Source organism: Saprospira grandis str. Lewin, assembly GCF_000250635.1.
GTDB classification, from domain to species: domain Bacteria; phylum Bacteroidota; class Bacteroidia; order Chitinophagales; family Saprospiraceae; genus Saprospira; species Saprospira grandis.
In genome coordinates this window covers 2,390,564-2,409,802 of record NC_016940.1, presented here as the reverse complement: position 1 = coordinate 2,409,802, position 19,239 = coordinate 2,390,564, and the positions used below count along the sequence as shown (strand labels likewise).

Annotated in this window: 12 protein-coding genes; 6 read left to right on the top strand and 6 right to left on the bottom strand. The window is 48.3% G+C overall.

What is annotated here, in order from left to right:
- Positions 1-535 precede the first annotated feature (535 nt).
- From SGRA_RS10760 to SGRA_RS10740, 4 genes are all read right to left on the bottom strand, one after another.
- Entirely contained in the window at positions 536-1,549 is a 1,014-nt protein-coding gene (locus SGRA_RS10760; protein ID WP_015692708.1) for a T9SS type A sorting domain-containing protein, read from the bottom strand.
- A 122-nt stretch (positions 1,550-1,671) separates the two neighbouring features.
- A complete protein-coding gene (hisS, locus tag SGRA_RS10755) occupies positions 1,672-3,069 on the bottom strand; it encodes a histidine--tRNA ligase (protein WP_015692707.1) in 1,398 nt (465 codons plus the stop codon).
- A 49-nt stretch (positions 3,070-3,118) separates the two neighbouring features.
- Positions 3,119-4,147 (bottom strand): thiamine-phosphate kinase, encoded by a 1,029-nt coding sequence (thiL, locus tag SGRA_RS10750; RefSeq protein ID WP_015692706.1) that lies wholly within the window; start codon positions 4,145-4,147, stop codon positions 3,119-3,121.
- A gap of 218 nt (positions 4,148-4,365) precedes the next feature.
- Entirely contained in the window at positions 4,366-5,016 is a 651-nt protein-coding gene (locus tag SGRA_RS10740; protein ID WP_015692705.1) for an MBL fold metallo-hydrolase, read from the bottom strand.
- Between the two features lie 368 nt (positions 5,017-5,384).
- On the opposite strand from SGRA_RS10740, the gene SGRA_RS10730 reads away from it, so the two are divergent.
- The 4 genes from SGRA_RS10730 to SGRA_RS10710 all read left to right on the top strand — a co-directional run bounded on the left by SGRA_RS10730 (position 5,385) and on the right by SGRA_RS10710 (position 14,524).
- Positions 5,385-8,924 carry a BamA/TamA family outer membrane protein gene (locus SGRA_RS10730; protein ID WP_015692703.1) on the top strand — a complete coding sequence of 1,180 codons (3,540 nt, stop codon included), beginning with the start codon at positions 5,385-5,387 and terminating at the stop codon, positions 8,922-8,924.
- Between the two features lie 232 nt (positions 8,925-9,156).
- Positions 9,157-11,184 carry a tetratricopeptide repeat protein gene (locus tag SGRA_RS10725; protein ID WP_015692702.1) on the top strand — a complete coding sequence of 676 codons (2,028 nt, stop codon included), beginning with the start codon at positions 9,157-9,159 and terminating at the stop codon, positions 11,182-11,184.
- A gap of 395 nt (positions 11,185-11,579) precedes the next feature.
- Positions 11,580-13,892, top strand: coding sequence for a type IX secretion system anionic LPS delivery protein PorZ (gene porZ, locus SGRA_RS10715; RefSeq protein ID WP_015692700.1), 2,313 nt, complete (start codon positions 11,580-11,582; stop codon positions 13,890-13,892).
- An 8-nt stretch (positions 13,893-13,900) separates the two neighbouring features.
- Entirely contained in the window at positions 13,901-14,524 is a 624-nt protein-coding gene (locus tag SGRA_RS10710; RefSeq protein WP_015692699.1) for a hypothetical protein, read from the top strand.
- On the opposite strand, the gene hemC is transcribed toward SGRA_RS10710, so the two are convergent.
- Both hemC and hemA read right to left on the bottom strand, forming a co-directional pair.
- The gene (gene hemC / locus SGRA_RS10705) at positions 14,521-15,417 is read right to left on the bottom strand and encodes a hydroxymethylbilane synthase (RefSeq protein ID WP_015692698.1); all 897 of its coding nucleotides are present in this window, start codon (positions 15,415-15,417) and stop codon (positions 14,521-14,523) included. The genes SGRA_RS10710 and hemC overlap by 4 nt on opposite strands.
- A gap of 237 nt (positions 15,418-15,654) precedes the next feature.
- Positions 15,655-16,911, bottom strand: a complete 1,257-nt coding sequence (gene hemA, locus SGRA_RS10700; RefSeq protein WP_041329623.1) for a glutamyl-tRNA reductase — start codon at positions 16,909-16,911, stop codon at positions 15,655-15,657.
- Positions 16,912-17,579: 668 nt separating this feature from the next.
- On the opposite strand from hemA, the gene SGRA_RS10690 reads away from it, so the two are divergent.
- On the top strand, positions 17,580-18,212 hold the full coding sequence (locus SGRA_RS10690; protein ID WP_015692695.1) for a WbqC family protein: 633 nt from the start codon (positions 17,580-17,582) through the stop codon (positions 18,210-18,212).
- Between the two features lie 4 nt (positions 18,213-18,216).
- Positions 18,217-19,224: a hypothetical protein gene (locus SGRA_RS10685; RefSeq protein WP_015692694.1), complete on the top strand. Its 1,008-nt coding sequence runs from the start codon at positions 18,217-18,219 to the stop codon at positions 19,222-19,224.
- Positions 19,225-19,239 lie beyond the last annotated feature (15 nt).

Below are 19,239 nucleotides of genomic sequence, written 5' to 3'. Positions count from 1 at the left end.
TAAAAGCCGCAGGTCCTGAAAAACCCAAGCCCCTGCCTTCTATCACCAAAGCAGGGGCTTTTAAGCTCCTGCGGCGAGAAAGATGATTGCCCAACAAGATTGGCTGCGGCCTTTAGGCTGCAGATAGCGGCGAAGCCGCCATGGCCGAAGGCCAAACGGCCCATCAAAACATTTATGCCCTATTCTGCAGTTGCAAAACGGCATCTTACAGTTGTGGCAAGCTATTCTGCAGATGCAAAATGGCATCTTACAGTTGCGCTAAGCTATTCGTAATTTGTGAACCCATAGATCAAGACTTTGATGGACCATTCCAAAAATTCGTCCTACAGGCCCGAAGGGCCGCAGGCCTAGGGGCCTGAAAGGGTGGCCGCAGGCCAGACCGAAGCCCGAAGGGCTGAAGGGCCGAGCAGACCTGCGAGCCCTGCAAGGGCCCGGCCGCCGAAGGCGGCAGGCCCCAAAACAAGCTCCTAAAGGCATAAAAAAAGGCCCAAACCCTAAGATTTGGACCTCTAACTATTATACTTTGCGAAATAGGCTATTGCTTTCTAAACTTTTGATAAAAAACCTCTTGTTGTTCGTTTTCTAATTGTAGGATATAGAGTCCTGCGGGCAAATTGGGGACCGCAATCTGGTAGTTTTCTTGGCTGTTGCTTAGGCTCCCTTGCTGGACCAGCTGCCCATTGAGTTGATAAATGGCGTAGCGCAAAAGGGGCTGCTGGCTCTGTAGATAAAACTGCGCTTGAGTGGGGTTGGGAAACAGTTTAACCTGCGGAGCATTTTGGGCCATAGAAGGGTCGGCCAATTGGGCTACGCTAGTAATGAGGCTCTGGCAGCCCCATTCCTCTTGCACCTCATCAATGAGTACGCCCCGTTCATCATCTTGGTAGCAGACCAAGTCCGTAGTTTGGCCCTGAATGTAAACATTAGGGTCGCAAAGGCGTAGATTGGGATAAGGGAAAAAGCTAGTTTCTCCGCCGATATTGTGAATGATTTTCCCCTTAAAATATTGATTAGTACTATCCTCTAGAATGCTAGAAGAAATATTGTAATAAGAGCGCTTAAAAGCCCATTGGCCAAGGGTCAAAGTATCTTGTTCCAAAATGGCTAAAGTATCTTGCAGCGGGTAATTACTATTGTTTCCGCAGGCATTTCGGTGTTGCTGAATAGCTAAACTATCGCCCACTAAGGCCGAAAAATCATGTAAGAGATAAAACTGCTGGCTATCGGCCAAATAGAAATAAATGCTATCATTTTGCTCATAGAGAAACTCATCGTTCTGCCAGCTAATCGTATGTCCAGCAATATAGGGCTGCTGGTTTTGGTATTGATAGTCATAGGCCACTCGATCATGGCGAATCTTTTTGACCGCCTGCCCATTGAGCAGCGTATCTTTTTCATAGCTAAACATGCTATAATGCGGGAAATACATCTGCACCGCATGCTTATAGACCCAGATACTGCCAGTAGGGCAAAAGCCGCTAGTATCTTGTTGTTGGGCCGCTAGGCCTTGAGAAATAAGGAAGAGGAAGATAAATAAAACTTGTTTCATATTCTTTGCGATTTAATTTGGGATAAAGTTATGTTTTTTTTTTACAACAGTAATTTTAAGGCATAAAAAAACAGCCAATACCCTAAGCTATTGACTGTTTTACTGCTATACGGTTATACTAACTAGGCCTTGAGTTGAGCAATCAGCTCTTCTAGGCTAGCGCTAGACTGTTCTCCCGTTTCCATATTCTTTAGTTGGAGCTGGCCGCTTGTTCTTTCGCTCTCGCCAATGATGACCACTTTTTGCAGCCCTCTTTTGTTGGCATACTTCATCTGCTTTTTAAACTTAGCGGCTTCTGGATAAATATCGGCCTTGATGCCAGCGGCTCGGCAAGCTTGTAGGCAGCTAAAGCCATACTTGAGCGAGTCCTCATCCATACAGAGAAAAAACAGCTCGACCTCATCGGCGGGAATCTGCTCAAAGCGGCCCAATTCCTCCATCACATCAAAGATGCGGGCGGCCCCAAAAGAGCAACCTACGCCCGAGTTTCCTTCCCAGCCAAAGACCGCGGTCAGGTTATCATAGCGTCCCCCGCCGCCAATGCTACCCATCTTGACCTTTTCTTGGCCGGGGGCAGTTGTATCGACCACCACCTCAAAGATGCAGCCGGTGTAGTAGCTCAGGCCACGGGCCAGACTAAAGTCGAGGACCAAATTATTGCTAAAGCTATAGCCTTCTAGGAAAGCCAGCACCTCTTGCAGCTCGGCAATGCCCTTTTGGCCCACTTCATTAGTTGGCCCAAAAAGCTCAGCTAGTTCGTCTAGGCTTTTGGCCTGAATAGCGGCTTGGATTTGCTGTTGTTGCTGCTCGTCTAGGCCTAGTTTTTCTAGTTCTTGGGCCACGCCTTTCCACTCAATTTTATCCAGCTTATCAATCGCTACGGTAATCGGCATAAAGAGTTCGGGCTGGCCAATCATTTGGGCCAAGGCCTCTAGGAGTTTGCGGTTATTGAGGCGAATATCGACCTTCACATCAAATTCGGCAAACGCCTGATCATAGATTTGGAGGAGTTCGGCCTCATAGAGCAGAGCATCCGAGCCAATCACATCCACATCGCACTGATAAAACTCTCTGTATCGGCCTTTTTGGGGGCGGTCGCCTCGCCAAACGGGCTGAATTTGATAGCGCTTAAAGGGAAAGGCAATATCGTTGCGATTCAGGACCACAAAGCGGGCAAAGGGAACGGTTAGGTCGTAGCGCAAGCCACGGCTAGCGATCAGCGGGCTGAGGGCGGCACTATCTTTCTCGGCCAAAATCTTTTCGAGCTGCTCAGGGCTGCTTTGTTTGCGCACCTCTTTGCCATTGAGGTAATCGCCATTATTGAGGATCTTAAAGAGCAGTTGGTCGCCTTCATCCCCATATTTGCCTTGTAGAGTGCTGAGCATTTCTAGGGCTGGCGTTTCAATTTCCTGAAAGCCAAAGCGGCTAAAAATATCGCGGAGCGTATTAAAAATATATTTGCGTTGACGTAGCTGCAAAGGACCAAAGTCGCGGCTACCTTGTACTAATTTCGGTTTCATGATATATGATAGGTATAACAGTCAAAAATAAGATGGAAAAATCGATCGCCTAATGATGCGTCCAACCTTGGGCCACCAAATCCATCAACTTGCCGCCCTTGGTTTGTAGGCGGATGCCATCTGCGGCGGGCACCATTTCCCCAATGATGGAAATATCCATATTGTACTTAATTTTATCGGCATCTTTGGGGTCGATGCAAAACAGCAGCTCATAATCTTCGCCGCCATGCATGGCACAAACCAAGGGGTCGAGATTAAAATCTAGGGCTTTGCGGTAGACCTTTTCCTTAATCGGCACATGCACTTCTTCGAGCAAGAGCCCTAGGCCCGATTGCTTACAAAGGTGTAGCGCCTCCGAAGAGAGTCCGTCCGAAATATCAATCATAGCGGTGGGGACCAGCTTTTGCTCCTCAAAAAAGGCAATAATATCTTGGCGAGCTTCGGGCTTGAGTAGGCGGCCCACCAACTCCTCTTCGCCATCAAAATCGGGTTCCATATCGGGCTGCTCCAAAAAGATTTGCTTTTCTCTTTCTAGCAGCTGAAGGCCCAAATAAGCGCCCCCCAAATGCCCAGTTACACAAAGCAAATCGCCAGCTTTGGCCCCACGGCGATAAACCACCTTATCGGCGGCTTGTTCGCCCATAATGGTCAGGCTAAGCACCAATCCTTTGAGTGAAGAAGTGGTATCTCCGCCCACCAGATCAACGCCATAGATATCGCAAGCAAGCTGAATGCCCGCATACAATTCCTCCATAGCTTCTACCGAAAAACGATTAGAGAGCGCCATATTGACCAACAACTGCTTGGGGCGAGCATTCATGGCATAGATATCTGAAAAATTGACCACAGCCGCCTTATAGCCCAAATGTTTTAGGGGCGTATAGGCCAAATCAAAATGAATTCCCTCTACCAGCATATCGCTAGAAACTAGGGTTAATGGACCTTCAGAAGCATAGCGAATGGCAGCGGCATCATCGCCCACCCCCTTAATCGTAGAAGCATGCTTATGCGCAAAGGCCTTTGTTAGATGGTCAATCAAACCAAATTCTCCCAATTCTTTCAGTTCTGTTCGCTTCATAGCTATTCAATCGTCTTAATAATTTTTAATTTTTTTGGGGGCCTCCGCCTCCCTTCGGTCGTCGGCGCTACGTTGCGGGGCTCGCTATTCGCTCGGCCCTTCGGCAGCAAGCTGCCTTGGTCTGCGGCTACGCCGCCCCCCTTCACATCGCTAGGCCAGTCGCTGCGCTCCTTTGCGGCTCGCTGCGCTCGCCTTATTTGGACCAACCAAAAAGGGGCTTAACGCATCTCTTTAATGAAAGGGTTCATTTTGCGTTCTCGGCCCACAGTCGTTTTGGGTCCATGTCCCGAATAGACTACGGTTTCATCGGGCAAAGGTAAAATCTCCTCCTGAATAGATTGCATAAGGATCTCATAATTTCCGCCAGGCAAATCGGTTCGGCCAATGCTACCAAAAAAGAGCACATCTCCCGCAAGGAGCAGATGGTCCTTTTCCGAATAAAAGCAAAGGCTAGCGGGCGAGTGGCCGGGGCAATAGAGCAGCTTAAAGCTCGTTTGGCCAAAGCTAAAGGTCTCGCCTCCTTTGAGGAGTTTATTAGGTTTTGGAGAAGGCGTAACATTGGGCACCCCATATTGTTGGGCCACTCTAGGAAAAGCCTCGAGCATAGCGGCCTCGCCTTCGGGTACATAAAGGGGAATATCCCAAGTTTTGCAGGCAAAGGCATTTCCAAAGACATGGTCCAAATGGCAATGCGTATTCACTACGGCCTCGGGCTTAAGGCCCCTTTCCTCAATATACAGCTTCAGGCGATTTTGTTCTTGGGCGGTGTAGCAGCCGGGGTCTACAATGATACATGCCTTGCTTTGGTCATATACTATATATGTATTTTCCTGAAACATATTAAAAGTGAAAGCTTGAACCACAGCCATAATTCCTTATTTTAAGATAGTTTTAAACGCTAGCTTTTGGCCCAAAAACAGCCAAAAGCGACCTTTTGCCGCAAAAATACGTTTATTTAAGCAGAGAACCGATTTTATTGAGGCCCTAAAATTGTGGGCAATGGGCCTAGGGCCCTACTTTTGGGTCCTACAGGCGAGCGCAGCGAGCCGCAGAGGAGCGAAGCGACTGGCCTACTGGCCTGTAGCCGTGCCGCCGCAGGCGGCAGACCAAAGCGCTGAAAGCGCTGCAGGGCCGAGCAGACCTGCGAGCGGCGCAAGGGCAGGGCCGCCGAAGGCGGCAGGCCCCAAAAAAACAATGGCATTGGCCTCATTTAGAAATACCATAGCAGCACCAACTTATGCGACAACATCCCTACCTCTACCTTTTCTTTATTTTTCTATGGGCGGCCCCTCAGTTTGTGGCGGCTCAATTGGTCAGTTCTGACTTTGGGCAAAACCGTTTGCAGCGGGAGCAGTACCAATGGAAGCGTTATGAGACCTTAAATTTCACCTTCTATTATCATAGCCAGCAAGAGGGCTTAATGAAGACGCTTTTGCCCATGGCCGAGCAAGATTATCGGCAGCTCAAGAGTTTATTTGAGTATCAGATTCGGCAGCCTATTGAGGTCATTGTTTATGATGACTACAGTGATTTGATGCAATCTAATGTGGGTTTATCGGCTCCGGCCTTGCTCAATTCGGGGCAGCAGGTCTATTTAGACAAAAAGCTATTGGTTCATTTTGATGGCAACCACCAAAATCTGCACAAAAACCTGCGGGAGGGCATTGCTCGGGCGGTACTCAACCGCATGCTATTTGGGTCTAATTTGCAAGAAATCGTGCAGAATTCGGTTCTTTTAGAACTGCCCGATTGGTTTACGGAGGGCCTAATTGCCCATGCAGTAGAAGAATGGAGCACAGAAAAAGACGATCAGCTTCGGGAGGCCCTTTTATCGGGGCGTTATGCCAACTTTTTAGAATTGGCCGAGGAGCATCCGCAGTTGGCGGGCCAATCCTTATTTCATTATATCGCCCGCAATCATGGCAAGGCCACCGTATCGAACTTATTGTATCTCAGCCGCATCAATCATAGTATTGAGGCGGGTTTTCGCTATGCCTTTGGCAGTAGTTTTTATACGGTAGCGGGCAGCAGTTGGTACAAATACTTCATGCAGCGCTATGAGAGTGACAATTCGGGTAAGTTATTTCCGAATGCGGGAGAGCTCAAAGTAAAGGTGGGCAAAAAGGCCATTAGTCAGTTGGTTTTGGCCCCCAATGCCAAGCAGCTGGCCTATGTAAAGCAGAAATTGGGCAAACAGCAAGTTGTTTTGCAGCAGACCGAAAGCCAGAAAGCCAAAGTAGTTTGGCGACAAGGGGCCAAGGACTACAGCAACCGCAGCGACCAGCATTATCCGCTTTTGGCTTGGCGCAATGATCAAGAGCTCGCCATTGTATTTGAGCGGGCCGAGAAGGTCTATTTGCAATTTTTGAATACCACCACGGGCAAGCTAGGCAAGGCCCAAGAAATAAAAGACATTGAGCGGGTGGGCCATATTAGTCATTATCAGGGCAGTCAGTTTTTGCTATCGGCTCAGGCCGAGGGACAAAGTGATTTGTTTTTGTATAGTAATGGGCAGGCCAAAAACCTGAGCCAGGATGCCTGGGATGATTTGAGTCCGACCCTGATGAGTTTTCAAGGCAAAAAGGGGGTTTTATTTAGCTCTAACCGCCCAGAGGCCAAGATGAAGCTCCCCTTGGACCAGCAACTGCCCTTGCTTCAGTTTGATCTCTTTTTCTTGCCATTGGAGGAAAAAGGAGCGCCCATTCGCCTGACCAACAGCTTTTTGGTCAATGAGAAAAACCCTCAGGCCTTGGGCGATGGGCAATTTAGCTTCCTCAGCGATCAATCGGGAATTTACAACCGCTATATTGGCCAAATAGATAGTGTATTATTGGGCCAGCAACTACTGGGCTACCCCAAATCGGGAGAGGCCCCTATTGTCTTGCCCTTAGATAGCAGCTTTAGCGCAGCCGATAGCAGCCAGATGGATAGTTTTGGACAGCAGCCCCTTTATGGCTGGCAAACAAAACTGATGGCCAATACCAATTATAGCCGCAATATTTTGGCCCAAAGCATTACGCCCAATGGTAAAAAAGTAGCCGACCTGCTTTTCCGCGGCGGCGACTACAAGCTCTTTTTGAGAGATTTGCGCAGCGATAGAGAAATGCAAATGGCGCCTAGTCGCTACCGCCTTATTCTAGAGCGGCAACATGGCCTCCTAAAGCAAGCAGCCAAGAAGAAAAAAGAGAAAACGACAAGCAAAAAGCCCGAAAAAGAAGTACCTCAAACCGATAAGAGTTTGGAGGAAGAGCTCAAGGCTGTAGAAAAAGAAATCAAGGCCGATAGCCTGCCGCCCAACCAAAGCGATACGGCCAAAGTAGATATTGATAACTACTTGTTTCAGACCGAATTTGAGGAAGTAGAAACGCCAAAACTCAACAAAAAGGATAGTACGCCACCCAAAGCCATTGAGCTGGTAGAAGGACAAAATGGCCAAATTGTAGAAAAGGAAACGCCAGAGGAAAAAACCATTAAGGCGCCTCAACACAAATTGCTTGTTTTTGATCCCCAAAAAGGCGAAAAGCAGGAAAATAACTTCTTCTTTGAGGGCGTAGCGTTTAACCTAGACAATAGCGTACTCTACAATGGGCTAGACCTCTATTTGGGAGGCCCCTTCCGCCTGCCGCCTCTTGGCCTATCGGGCCAAATTAACTTTACCGATGCCCTAGAAAACTACCGCCTAGAACTCGGCATGCGCATCCCGATTACCTTTGATGGCATGGAGTATTTTCTCAACTTTGAAAACCGCAAGTATCGTCTGGACCAAAAATACAGCCTCTACCGCAGAGGCTTTAGCGAAGACTATGTTTTGGAGGATAGCACGGGGACCATTCAGGAACAGGTAGAGGGCCGCACCCTCAAGCATTTGGCTATGGCCGAATTTAGCTACCCCCTCGGCCGCTTCCGCTCTATCCGCTCTACCCTGAGTTTTCAGGCCGATAGAGTGGCTATCCGCCCCGAGGATTTGGGCAGCCTGAGCGTTCCTATTTATGATGAAAATCGCCTAGGTATTCGCCTAGAATATGTCTATGACAATAGTGTTATTTTGGGCCTCAATGCCCGCAAAGGCTCTAGAATGCGCATTTATGGCGATTATTTTCAGGGGGTTCCCTTTAGCACTGGCGACCGCCTAGGGCAAGTAGCCAATACGCCCACCTTTGCCCTGGGCCTAGATGCCCGCCAATATATTTCATTGGACGATAAAAGCATTTTGGCCTTCCGCTTTGTGGGCGCTAGCTCTTTTGGCCAACAAAAGATTTTGTACAATTTGGGCGGTATGGAAAACTGGCTCTTTAGCAGCCAAACCGAAACCATTCCCCTGCCCGATGGACAAGATTATGCCTACCAAACGGTGGCCGCCAATATGCGCGGCTTCGATGCCAATATCAGAAATGGAAGCTCTTTTGCCCTCATCAATGCCGAATTGCGCATCCCGCTTGCAGAATATTTGGGCAACTCGAACAGCAATTCTAGCATGTTGCGCAACCTACAGCTCACGGGCTTCTATGATGTAGGGACCGCCTGGCAGGGCAGCTCGCCTTTCTCCAAAGACAACCCCCTCAATAGCACCACCATCGACCCCGCCTCTGGGGTAAATGTGGTCTCGCCCATCCGCCTGCGGGTCAATTATTACCGCCGCCCCATTGTGCAGGGCTTTGGTTTTGGCCTGCGTTCGGTCGTTTTGGGCTATTTTGTCAAAGTAGATTGTGGCTGGGGCGTAGAAACTGGCGAGGTCCAACAAGCCAAAATCTACTTATCTTTGGGCAAGGATTTTTAGGGGCCTCCGCTGCGGCTTCGCCTTGCGGCGCTATGTTGCGGGGCTCGCAGGTCTGCTCGGCCCTGCAGCCGCCTGCGGCGGCTTGGGTCTGGCCTGCGGCCACCCCTCCACAGCGCTAGGCCAATCACAGCCCGCCCCTAGCTCCCCCAGAAGATCAGATTAAAACAAGTTCTAAACAAGAACTTCTTTAATAATACTTAACTTAGCAGCGACTAATAAAAATGAGCAATTTATGAGGACTTACTTACTTCTCTTTCTGCTCTTTGCCTTTAGTGGGGCCAGCTTTGGGCAAGAGCGCATTAACAAACTTAGAAAAGCCAATAACCTCTTTGATGAAGAGAGTTATGTAGAAGCTCAAGAAATATATGAGCTTCTGATGGGCACCACTTCGGGCCAAGGGGTGATGGGCGTAGATGCCCGCATCAATTTGGCCAAAAGCTATAATGAAACAGGCCATGTAGACAAGGCCGTTCCTCTTTTTGAGGACCTACTTCCAAATGCCGATGAACGGCCCGATATTCTATTGGCCTATGGGCAATCTTTACTCTCTTTGGGCAAATTTGATGAGGCCCGCTCGCAGTTTTTGCAGTATGCCGACCAACGGCCCGAAGATCCCGCCCCAGCAGAATTACTCAAACGCCTAGATGCCATTGAGTCTATTATTCCCGTTTATCCCGATGTGCAAATAAACTATCAAGCGGCAGTCAATGATAGCCTGAACGACGAATTTGGTCCCGCCTTTTATGGTACCGGCCTCGTCTTTAGCTCAGACCGCATCCAAGCCGCTGATATTAGCGCCAATTGGGGAGAGCAAGAACGCTCTTTCCTCAATCTTTACTTTGCAGAACTAAGCGCTGATGGACAATTGGCGGCGCCAGCTCCTTTTGCCCGCAAACTCAATGGTAGTCGCCGACATGATGGTCCAGCTAGCTTTAGCCGAGACGGAAAGCTCTGCTTTTATAACCGCTCGGTAAAAGAAACCCCCGATGCCGAAGCCTATACCCTACAAATTTTTGCCAGCGAATTGGTCGATGGCGATTGGAGTAAACCCTTGGTCCTAGAGTTTGTTACCCAAGGCTACCAATTTATGCACCCTAGCCTCTCGGCCGATGGCCGAGTCCTCTTCTTTGTCTCTGATATGCCTGGTGGACTTGGCGGAACGGATATTTGGATGAGCCGCAAAATGGGCGATAAATGGTCTAAACCCCAAAACTTGGGCGAGGGCGTGAATAGCCGAGGCAATGAGGCCTTTCCCTTTGCCCACCCCAATGGTACGCTCTACTATGCCTCTAAAGGCAAAGCGGGCTATGGTGGCTACGATTTGTTCCGCTCTAGACCTACCGGTAACGGAATTGACTGGACCGAGGCCGAGAACTTGGGCCAACCACTCAACTCTGCCTTTGATGATACTTACTTCCTCTTAGATGATGACCAAACTAAGGGCTTTTTCTCTTCTTCTAGAAATGGAAGCGATGACCTCTATCAATTTATTTTGACCGGAGAAGAACCTCAGGAGCTACCGCCTGGCATTGCCCCTAGAGGAAAGCTAAATTTTACCGACAGCCTCGCCGATTCTGGCATCGACGACGAAAAACTCATCGACAGCCTCATCAATGCTGGTTTCGTCGTAGAAGAGCCCACCGCTAAAGAAAAGGTGGATTCTATGGACCTAGCCATGCTAGAAGATGGTGGAGAGCTAGACGGAAATGAAGGAACAGGAGGCCAGCCTACGCCCAACCCCAATAGCTCCGATAACTTTGATCCCGAAGCGGTGGTTGATAATGGCCAAATTGATGGGGACTGGAGCGACCCCAATGCGCCCAAAGATCCTGTAGATCCAGATGATCCCGACTACAACCCCTGGGCCCTTCCAGATGAGCCCAGTACTGATCCTAATGAGGAAAATACAACAAGTAATGAGGATCCTTACAACTATGAAAATACCGAAGGGGATCCGCCCATGTTGGAGACCAAAGAGGACGTTAAGGTAAAGCTGAGCGTAGACCTTCAGGTGGTGCAGAAAAGCAACCAAAGCGGGATTGGGCAAGCTACCGTTGTCTTGACCAACCTACTAGATGGTCGTGAAGAGCGCTTTACAAGCGATGCCAATGGTAAAATTAGTTTACCCTTGCGGCCCGACCAAAAATATATTATTCGAGCAGAGGCAGCAGGCTTTTATGGTGGAAACCTTCCGGTGGCGACCATGCAAGCCTATGAAGACCAAAGCATTCCGGCCATTTTGCCCTTGATTGCAAAATAGAAAAAGGCCCTAAGCGCCCCAAACAGCAGTTTGGGGCGCTTTTTTGGTCCAGATAGGCGGCGAAGCCGCCGCCAAGGCGCGCAGCGCCTCGGCTGAGGGATGGGCAGCAGTGGCCGAAGGCCAGACCCAGGCAGCTTTGCTGCCGCAGGGCCGAGCGAACAGCGAGCTGCGATACAGCCCGACCCGGCCATTGGCCGGGGCAGCCCCAAAAAAAAGAAGAAAAAAAAGAAAAGGAACCCCACCCTTTTGAAAAAGCCAGCGTTTGTAAAAGTGTAGTTGAAGTAAGGAGCAACTGCAAAACAACAAGAATGAACTAGATATTTTTAGAATAGGGCAATGCTGTAAGGGGCATTGTCCTATTTTTTTTTGAACTTGCTAGCTGTAAACTTAAAATTATGCGAACGACCTTCCTCTTTTTTCTTGGGCTAATGCTAAGTTTTTCATTTCTGCAGGCGCAATCTTTGGCCCCAAAAGTGGGGATTGGGCAATGGGAATCTTTTCTGCCCTATGGGCAAACCAAAGCCCTGATAGAAACCCCAGACCATATTTATGCGGCCACGGACTACGGGCTTTTTTCCGTATTTAAGGCTAGTGGAGAATTTGTGCTTTACAATAAAATTACGGGGCTTTCTGATGTGGGGATTAGCACCTTAGCCTATAGTGCAGACTACCAGCGCATTTTTATTGGTTATGAAAATGGCAACCTCGATATTTTGGGTAGTGATGGCCGCATTATGAACCGGCCCGCCATTAAGCAAAATGCCAATATTACTAGTGGGCGCAGCATTCGCCATATATTTTGCGATAGCAATCAGGTCTATTTATCTACAGAATTTGGTTTGGTTTGCTATGAGCAAGAAAGCGGAGAATTTGCGCAGACCACCTTTACGAGCATGCAGGTTTATGCTAGTGAGCGCCTGGGCCAAGAGCTATTTATGGCCACGGCTATGGGCTTATACAAAGTGCCCGTGGAAGGTGTCAATTTGCAAGACTTTAATAATTGGAGCAAGCTAGGCACTGCCGATGGTTTGGCCCTAGACTTTTATGAGAGCTTTGCCTTGGGGAAAATGAACGGCCGTTTGTATGCCGATATCAATGACACCCTCATGCGCTATGATGGCCAAAACTTTAGCCATCTGCCTCATAATGGCGAGAACTATATGTATACGGGCCGCTCTAAGCTGCGCATGCAAGTTAATGCCTTTGGTACTCGTTTGACCATGGCCACAGGGACCAACTATGTAGAGGTCCTTTTTGAGGATGAGCGTTTAGAAGGCTACTTCTTTGATGGCGATATTTCGGGAAATATTTTTGATGCCCTTTCGGACCGCAGCTCGGCCATTTGGATGGCGGGGGGTAAGGGGCTCTACCGCAACAATGCCGACGGCAGTCTAAGTCCCTACCTTCCAGAAGGGCCCTACAATGCCAATGTTTCGAGTTTGGGCGTAGATGAATATGGCGTACTTTGGGCCACAGGCGGACTGATTGATTACGTTAGCGTTTTCTTTGATGGTTTTGGAGCCTACCGCTATGAAGACTTTGATTGGCAGAGCTACCGCCCGGCCAACCGTGCCGAACTCAATGGCATTGACAACCTCTCTTGCTTGGCCATTAGCCCCAAAGACCGCAGCGTTTATATGGGCTCCTTTTTGGCTGGATTGGTCCAGATCACCAAAGAAGATAGCATCTATGTTTGGGATAAAGACAGCCCCAACACGGCCCTACAAGAAGCCCAAGGCGATGCCAACCGAACCCGCATCACGGGCCTCGCCTTTGATGACGATAACAACTTATGGATGAGTAACCATAAGGCCGTGCAGCCCATTGTGGTAAAAACTGAAGAGGGCGATTGGAAGAGTTTTGCCAACCCCTACACTTCTGAAATTGGACCGATTGCCATAGATCGCTACGGCTACAAATGGATTGTTCAGCTGAGAGGAAACAACTTACTCGTTTTTGATAGCGGAGAGCTAGAAGTAGATGGAGACGAGCGCTATAAAGTCCTGACCCCCAGCAATAGTGAGCTGGCCTCTAGTAAGGTCAATTGTGTAGTCAGTGACCGCAGCGGAAGCATTTGGGTGGGCACAGATAATGGCGTGACCATTTTTAGCTGCTCTGTTTTTGATGATAATTGTTCTGGTCTTCGGCCCATCATCAATCCCGATGACTTCAATGGCCGTTTGCTCGAGAATGAAAACATTCGCAGCATTGCCGTAGATGGGGCCAACCGCAAATGGATCGCTAGTGATAATGGCGTCTTCTTATTAGATGGAGAAGACTATAGCCAAATTTATTATTTTACCGAGGAAAATAGTCCGCTCTTTAATAATCGGGTGGGCGCTATTGCCGTAGACCCCGAGTCTGGACAAGTATATATGGCCACAGAAAGCGGCCTACAAGGCTTTAGAGCCGAGGCAACTCAAGGCAGCAACTTTGCCAATAAATCGGCAGTGCGGGTTTTTCCCAATCCCGTTCGCCCAAATTATGAGGGACAGATTGCGATTAGTGGCTTGGTCGAGGATGTCAATGTCAAGATTACCGATGCAAGGGGCCGCTTGGTCTTTGAGCAAAAAGCCTATGGTGGTCAGGCAGTTTGGAACGGCTACGATTATCAGGGGCAAAAGGCTAGCCCTGGCGTTTATTTGGTCTTTACGGTCAATAGTGATGGCACCGAACGCCTCAACACTAAATTTCTTATTGTAAACTAATATATCTCATGCGATTCGCTAGATTTTTTTTCTGCTGCTTTTTGATGTTCTCCCTTTTTTCTTGCCAAGATACTAGCCAAGAGGCCCAAGCACTTAAGGAGAAACTGGCCCAAGACAGTAGCAGGCAGCAAAAGCTCCCCCCTCGGTTGGCGGGCGAACGAACGGCCAAAAATGCGGGTATTGATACCCTGATTGGGCGCAATCGCTATCAGTTGGCCATAAAAGGGGATAGCCTGCTGGTCCAGAAAAATAACATGAGCCTGCCCTTGCCCCTAAAGGGCAAAAAAAATAAGCTGGCCGCCCTACTTTTTGAGGCTCCGCAGCCCGATTTTCGGGCCATGCACCAATTTAGCGACTCTCTTTTTGTTTGTGGTAGTTTTGACGGCAAACAGCAAAAGCTGCATATCTTTAAAGAAAGAGAGGGCCAACTCTTGGCCCTCAAAGAAGATGCGGCCCAAAATCCACTAGAGACTTTGGGCCAATATCTTATTTTTTTACCCTCCGAATCGGTTCTCGCAATTCCTTCCCTCCCCATTATGGGAAGCAAACCGATGGTGGTCATCCGCCGCTATAAGGTCAATGAGCTCGATATGCTCCTCCCCCTTCGCAGCGATACAATTTATCAAAATTAGGCTTCTTCTTGCAAGAGCGCATAGAGGCGTTCGGCCAATTTTGTATGAGTAGAGGCCGATAGTTGGACCCGCTTCACGGGGCTGTTCCAGCTTTCGGCTACTGCCGCATAAGCGTGGTAACTGCCATTTTCTCTGTAGCAGTAGGCCCCCAAAGGCATCTGACAGCCGCCATCAAAGAGCTGCAACAAGCGACGCTCTACATTGGTACAGGCGACTACCTCTTTTTTGTGCAATTTGGCTACAATCCGCTGCGTTTGTAGGTCCTCCGAGCGACATTGCCAAACCAAAACGCCCTGGGCGGGAGCAGGCACAAATTCTCTAGGATCAAACTCAAAAACCTCAAACTCATCTAAGGGAATTTCTAGGCGATTAACGCCAGCCGCAGCCAACAAAATCGCATCAAACTGCCCCTCTCTGAGCTTATTGAGGCGAGTGGGCACATTTCCCCGAATATCCTTGATCTCCAAATCGGGCCGAAAATCTAAAATCTGGGCCTTTCTACGGGCAGAAGAGGTTCCCACAATGGCATTGGGCGGCAAACCCAAAGGCTCTTTTTCTGCCAATACTTCTTTGCGAATCAATAACAAATCGGCCACCTTATCCCGATAAGATACGGCCGATAATTTTAGACCTTTGGGCTGTGTGGTGGGCATGTCTTTCATCGAATGCACGGCCAAATCAATCTCGCCCTCTAGTAAAGCGGCCTCAATTTCTTTGGTAAAAAAGCCCTTGCCTTCCATCTTATCAAAGCTGAGGTGCTGAATGCGGTCCCCCTGCGTTTTGATAATCTTCAATTCAGACTCAAAACCCAATGCCTTGAGCTGTTCTTGCGTATAATAGGCCTGCCAAAGCGCCAATTTGCTGCCTCGGGTCCCAATAATCAATTTTCTCATATTCTATTTATTCTGTTCGCCGCCAAGATACTGAAGTTTTTCTATTTCTTTTTTTGGGGCTGCCCCGGCCAATGGCCGGGTCGGGCTGTGTCGCAGCTCGCAGGCTTGCTCGGCCCTGCGTTTTTTTCGCTGCGCTCAAAAAACTGGGTCTGGCGCTTTGCGCCACTGCTATCCATCCCTCAGCCGCGTCGCTTCGCTCCTTTGCGGGGCCTTCGGCCCCGCCCTAGACGAGAATGGCTAGTCTTCTTTCAACATATTTTGCTTGGCCACTTGCAAGGGAATTGCAATGCAGCGCTTTTCCATATAGGCCATCATGCGGTCCAAAAGGGCCAAAGACTCCTCATCCAAATCGGCTAGTTCTTTCTTAAATACATTATTTAGAGCATGCTGCCGAATGGCCTTCACCTGAATGGGCACCTCTCGGAGGGCTAGCTCAATCAAACGCTCCTTAAAGGCCTGATAAAAGATATCTACCTGCTCTTCTACGACTTCTTTGGCCCGCTCTAGTTCCTGCTCTCTAAAGGCCAAATTCTTTTGGGCCAATTCTCTCAAACTCTCAATGGGAATATACTGCGCCTTGGGGTACTGCTCCGCTATAGCGGGCTCAATATTATTCGGAATACTCAAATCAATCAGTAATTTGCTACTTGCTGCTTCTTCGCCCAAAAGCTGCCCATAAAGCTCAGTCGTTAATAGGGCCGATTTGGCGCCTGTGGCAGCCACGACAACATCAAAGCCCTTTCTATATTCTCCCAACTGGCTGAGTAAAAGGCCCTCCCCATCAAAATCTTGGGCCAACTCCTGCGCTTTTTTCAGGCTGCGGTTAAAGACCGTGACTTTATGGTAGCCATACTTTTTTAGAAACTTGGCAAAAAGAGCGTTGGTTTGCCCGGCCCCCAACAACAAAAAGCGAGAGCTAGGTGGCAATTGGGCCTGCATGAGTTTAGAAACCGCCAAAGACACCACCGAAACGGGCTTTTCGCCAATGCGAGTAGAAGAATAGACTCTTTTGGCCGTTTCTACCGTAAAGCGCATCAGTAAGCGGATGGCATCTCCCGTAAGGCCTTGCTCCAGATTATCTTGATAAGCTTCTCGGAGTTGGCGAAGAATCTCGCGCTCGCCCACCACCAAAGAATCCATAGAAGCCGAAACCCGAAAAAAGTGGTCAATCGCCTCTAGGCCCTCATACAAAAAAGCCTCCTTAAGGGCCTTAGCTTGTAGGGCCTCGCTCAAGTCTGCATATAGGGTTTGCATAAACTTTTGCTTAAAGGCCTTGCCTTTATCCTCTTTTTGGGCCAACACTAAAAACAGAATGCGGTTACAAGTAGAAAGATAATAGATCTCTTTGGCGCCAATCTGCTGCTTAAAGGCATGCAATTGTTCCAAAACAGATTCTTCCTCTGTTTTCGGTCGGAGTACAAATTGGCCAATCCCGTTTAAATCAGTACGGCGATGGGTAAATGTGATGATTTTGTATTGTTCTATGGCCTTCATGGCGATATCTTTAGCAGCTGTTAAGAAAGGGAGACGCCAACAAATTGTAGCGCTTTGGGGCCAGGGAGCATGGCAATCCGGTTTTACTGAAGTACGGTAAATTCTGCAAAACAGTTTTTGCTTGGCGGCTATAGGGCCAAGCAAATGGGCTAGCTTATACAGAAAAGACCTACATTTATAGTAAACAGCAAAGCACTACAAAAGTACGGGCAGAGCGTCATTTTACTGTCATATTTATGTAAGTTTAGCCCTCTAAGAACTTATTTATATTCAGTCTTAAGACATTTTAGTGTTAGGTTTATTTTACGGTGGACAGGCCCGAAGGGCCGCAGGCAATAGCCAGATTTAAACGCGCTCACTTTTATAGTTTGCAGCAATTTCCTGCTAGTCGGCCCTATTTTTCTCGGCCATAGCGAAGGCTATGCCCTTAAAAAATAGCTAGCCTAGCCAAAAATTCATAGCAAAGATGGCCAAAGCAGCGCAATTAAATCTGGCTGAGGGATGGGCAGCAGGGCCGCCGCAGGCGGCAGACCAAAGCGGCTTTGCCGCTGCAGGGCCGAGCGAACAGCGAGCTGCGATACAGCCCGACCCGACCAAAGGGAGGGGCAGCCCCAAATCCTTTTTCAAATGCATTATATTTGCCTAAACTTTATTGAACAAGACGACTTATGCAGGATTCACTTTTAATAGAATTACAGCTTTTTCCCTCTTTGCAGTACCTCTCTAAATGGCTGGGTTTTTCGGTTATTTTGGAAGGCGAGGAGCATTATCGGAAGGGGTCTTTTCGCAATCGTTATCATTTGGCGACGGCCCAGGGGAAATTGGCCTTATCGGTGCCTTTAGAGAAGGGCAAGCATCAGCAATTGCCGGTTCGGGAGGTAAAAATTGACTACAAAAAGGACTGGCCCAAACAGCATTGGCGCAGCATAGAAACGGCCTATGGCAAGGCTCCTTTTTTTGATTATTATGGGGAGGAAATTCGGGCCATTTTGGAGAGTCGGCCCAGCCATTTGTTTGCTCTAAATTGGGCCGCTTTGCAGTTTTTATTGGAGCATTTTCAGTTGGAAACGCCTTCTTTTACAGCGCAGTTTTCGCATCAATTTGAGGCAGGCATTGATTTTCGGAATCAGATTCGACCACAGCAAACCAAAGCCCCCGATCCCTATTTTGCGCCCCTGCCCTACCCTCAGCTTTTTGAGGACCGTTTAGGTTTTTTAGCTCATTTATCGGCTTTGGACCTCCTGTTTTGCATGGGGCCCGAGGCGCCTTATTATTTGGCCCAACAATTTAAAACCCCTTAATTTTATGCGTTTTCTTCTTTTTCCTTTGCTTGGCCTCCTTTTGCTGAGCAGCTGCCAACAGCCTCCCCAAAAAGAGGGGCATCATGTCCTTTGCGACTATGAAATTTTATCGCTAGAAGCGGCCCAAGCCGCTGTTGTGCAAGACAGTAAGGAGGGTTATTTTGAAAAGGTACAAGCCCTAGAAATGGCCATTCAGATGCAGCTAGAAAAGGCCACAAACAAAAGGCTAGACCTCTTGCCCCACTACAAAGAAATGCTGCAAAAGGATGTTCAGGAATTTAGTGCTAGCGAGCAAATTTTGCTGCATAAAACCTTTCAGTCGGCCCTAGACCGCATTGCTGCTTTTGCGCCTAATATTAAGCTGCCCAAAATGCGGCTAATAAAGACTTTGGGCAGCTATTATGGGGCCTCGGTTTATTATACTCGAGAAAACTGCATTGTTATTCCAGCCGATCAATTGATCAATAGCAGCAAGCTAGAACAAACCCTAATTCATGAGATTTTTCATATTTATTCTCGCTATTCGCCCCAAAAAAGGAAGGCACTTTATGCGGCCATTGGTTATCAGCAAATAGACAGCCTGATCTTGTCTGATTTTCTCCAAAAGCGCATTTTCTATAATCCCGATGGCCTAGATTTAAATTATGCCATTCGGCTAAAAGATAAGAACGAACAAGAATTTTTGGCTACTCCCATTATTTTTTCTCGTTTTGGGGCCTATAAGGGCATTCCGATGCTACAAGCTATGCTTTTTCAGTTTTTTGAGCTAGAGGAGCTCCCCCAAGCGGGCCAATATCGCATAAAAAGTCCCGATTTGGGCCTAGAGGAAAAAGAGCTTAATAATTACTGGGAGCAAATTGGTCGCAACACCAATTATACCATTCATCCCGATGAGGTTTTGGCCGATAATTTCACCTTTTTGGCCTATGCCGCTAGTGGTAAACCTATAAAATCACTGGGTCCCAAGGGCAAGGTTATTGCCGAGAAAATCAAGGCGATTATTCAAGAATAGCAGTCGGTCAAAAAG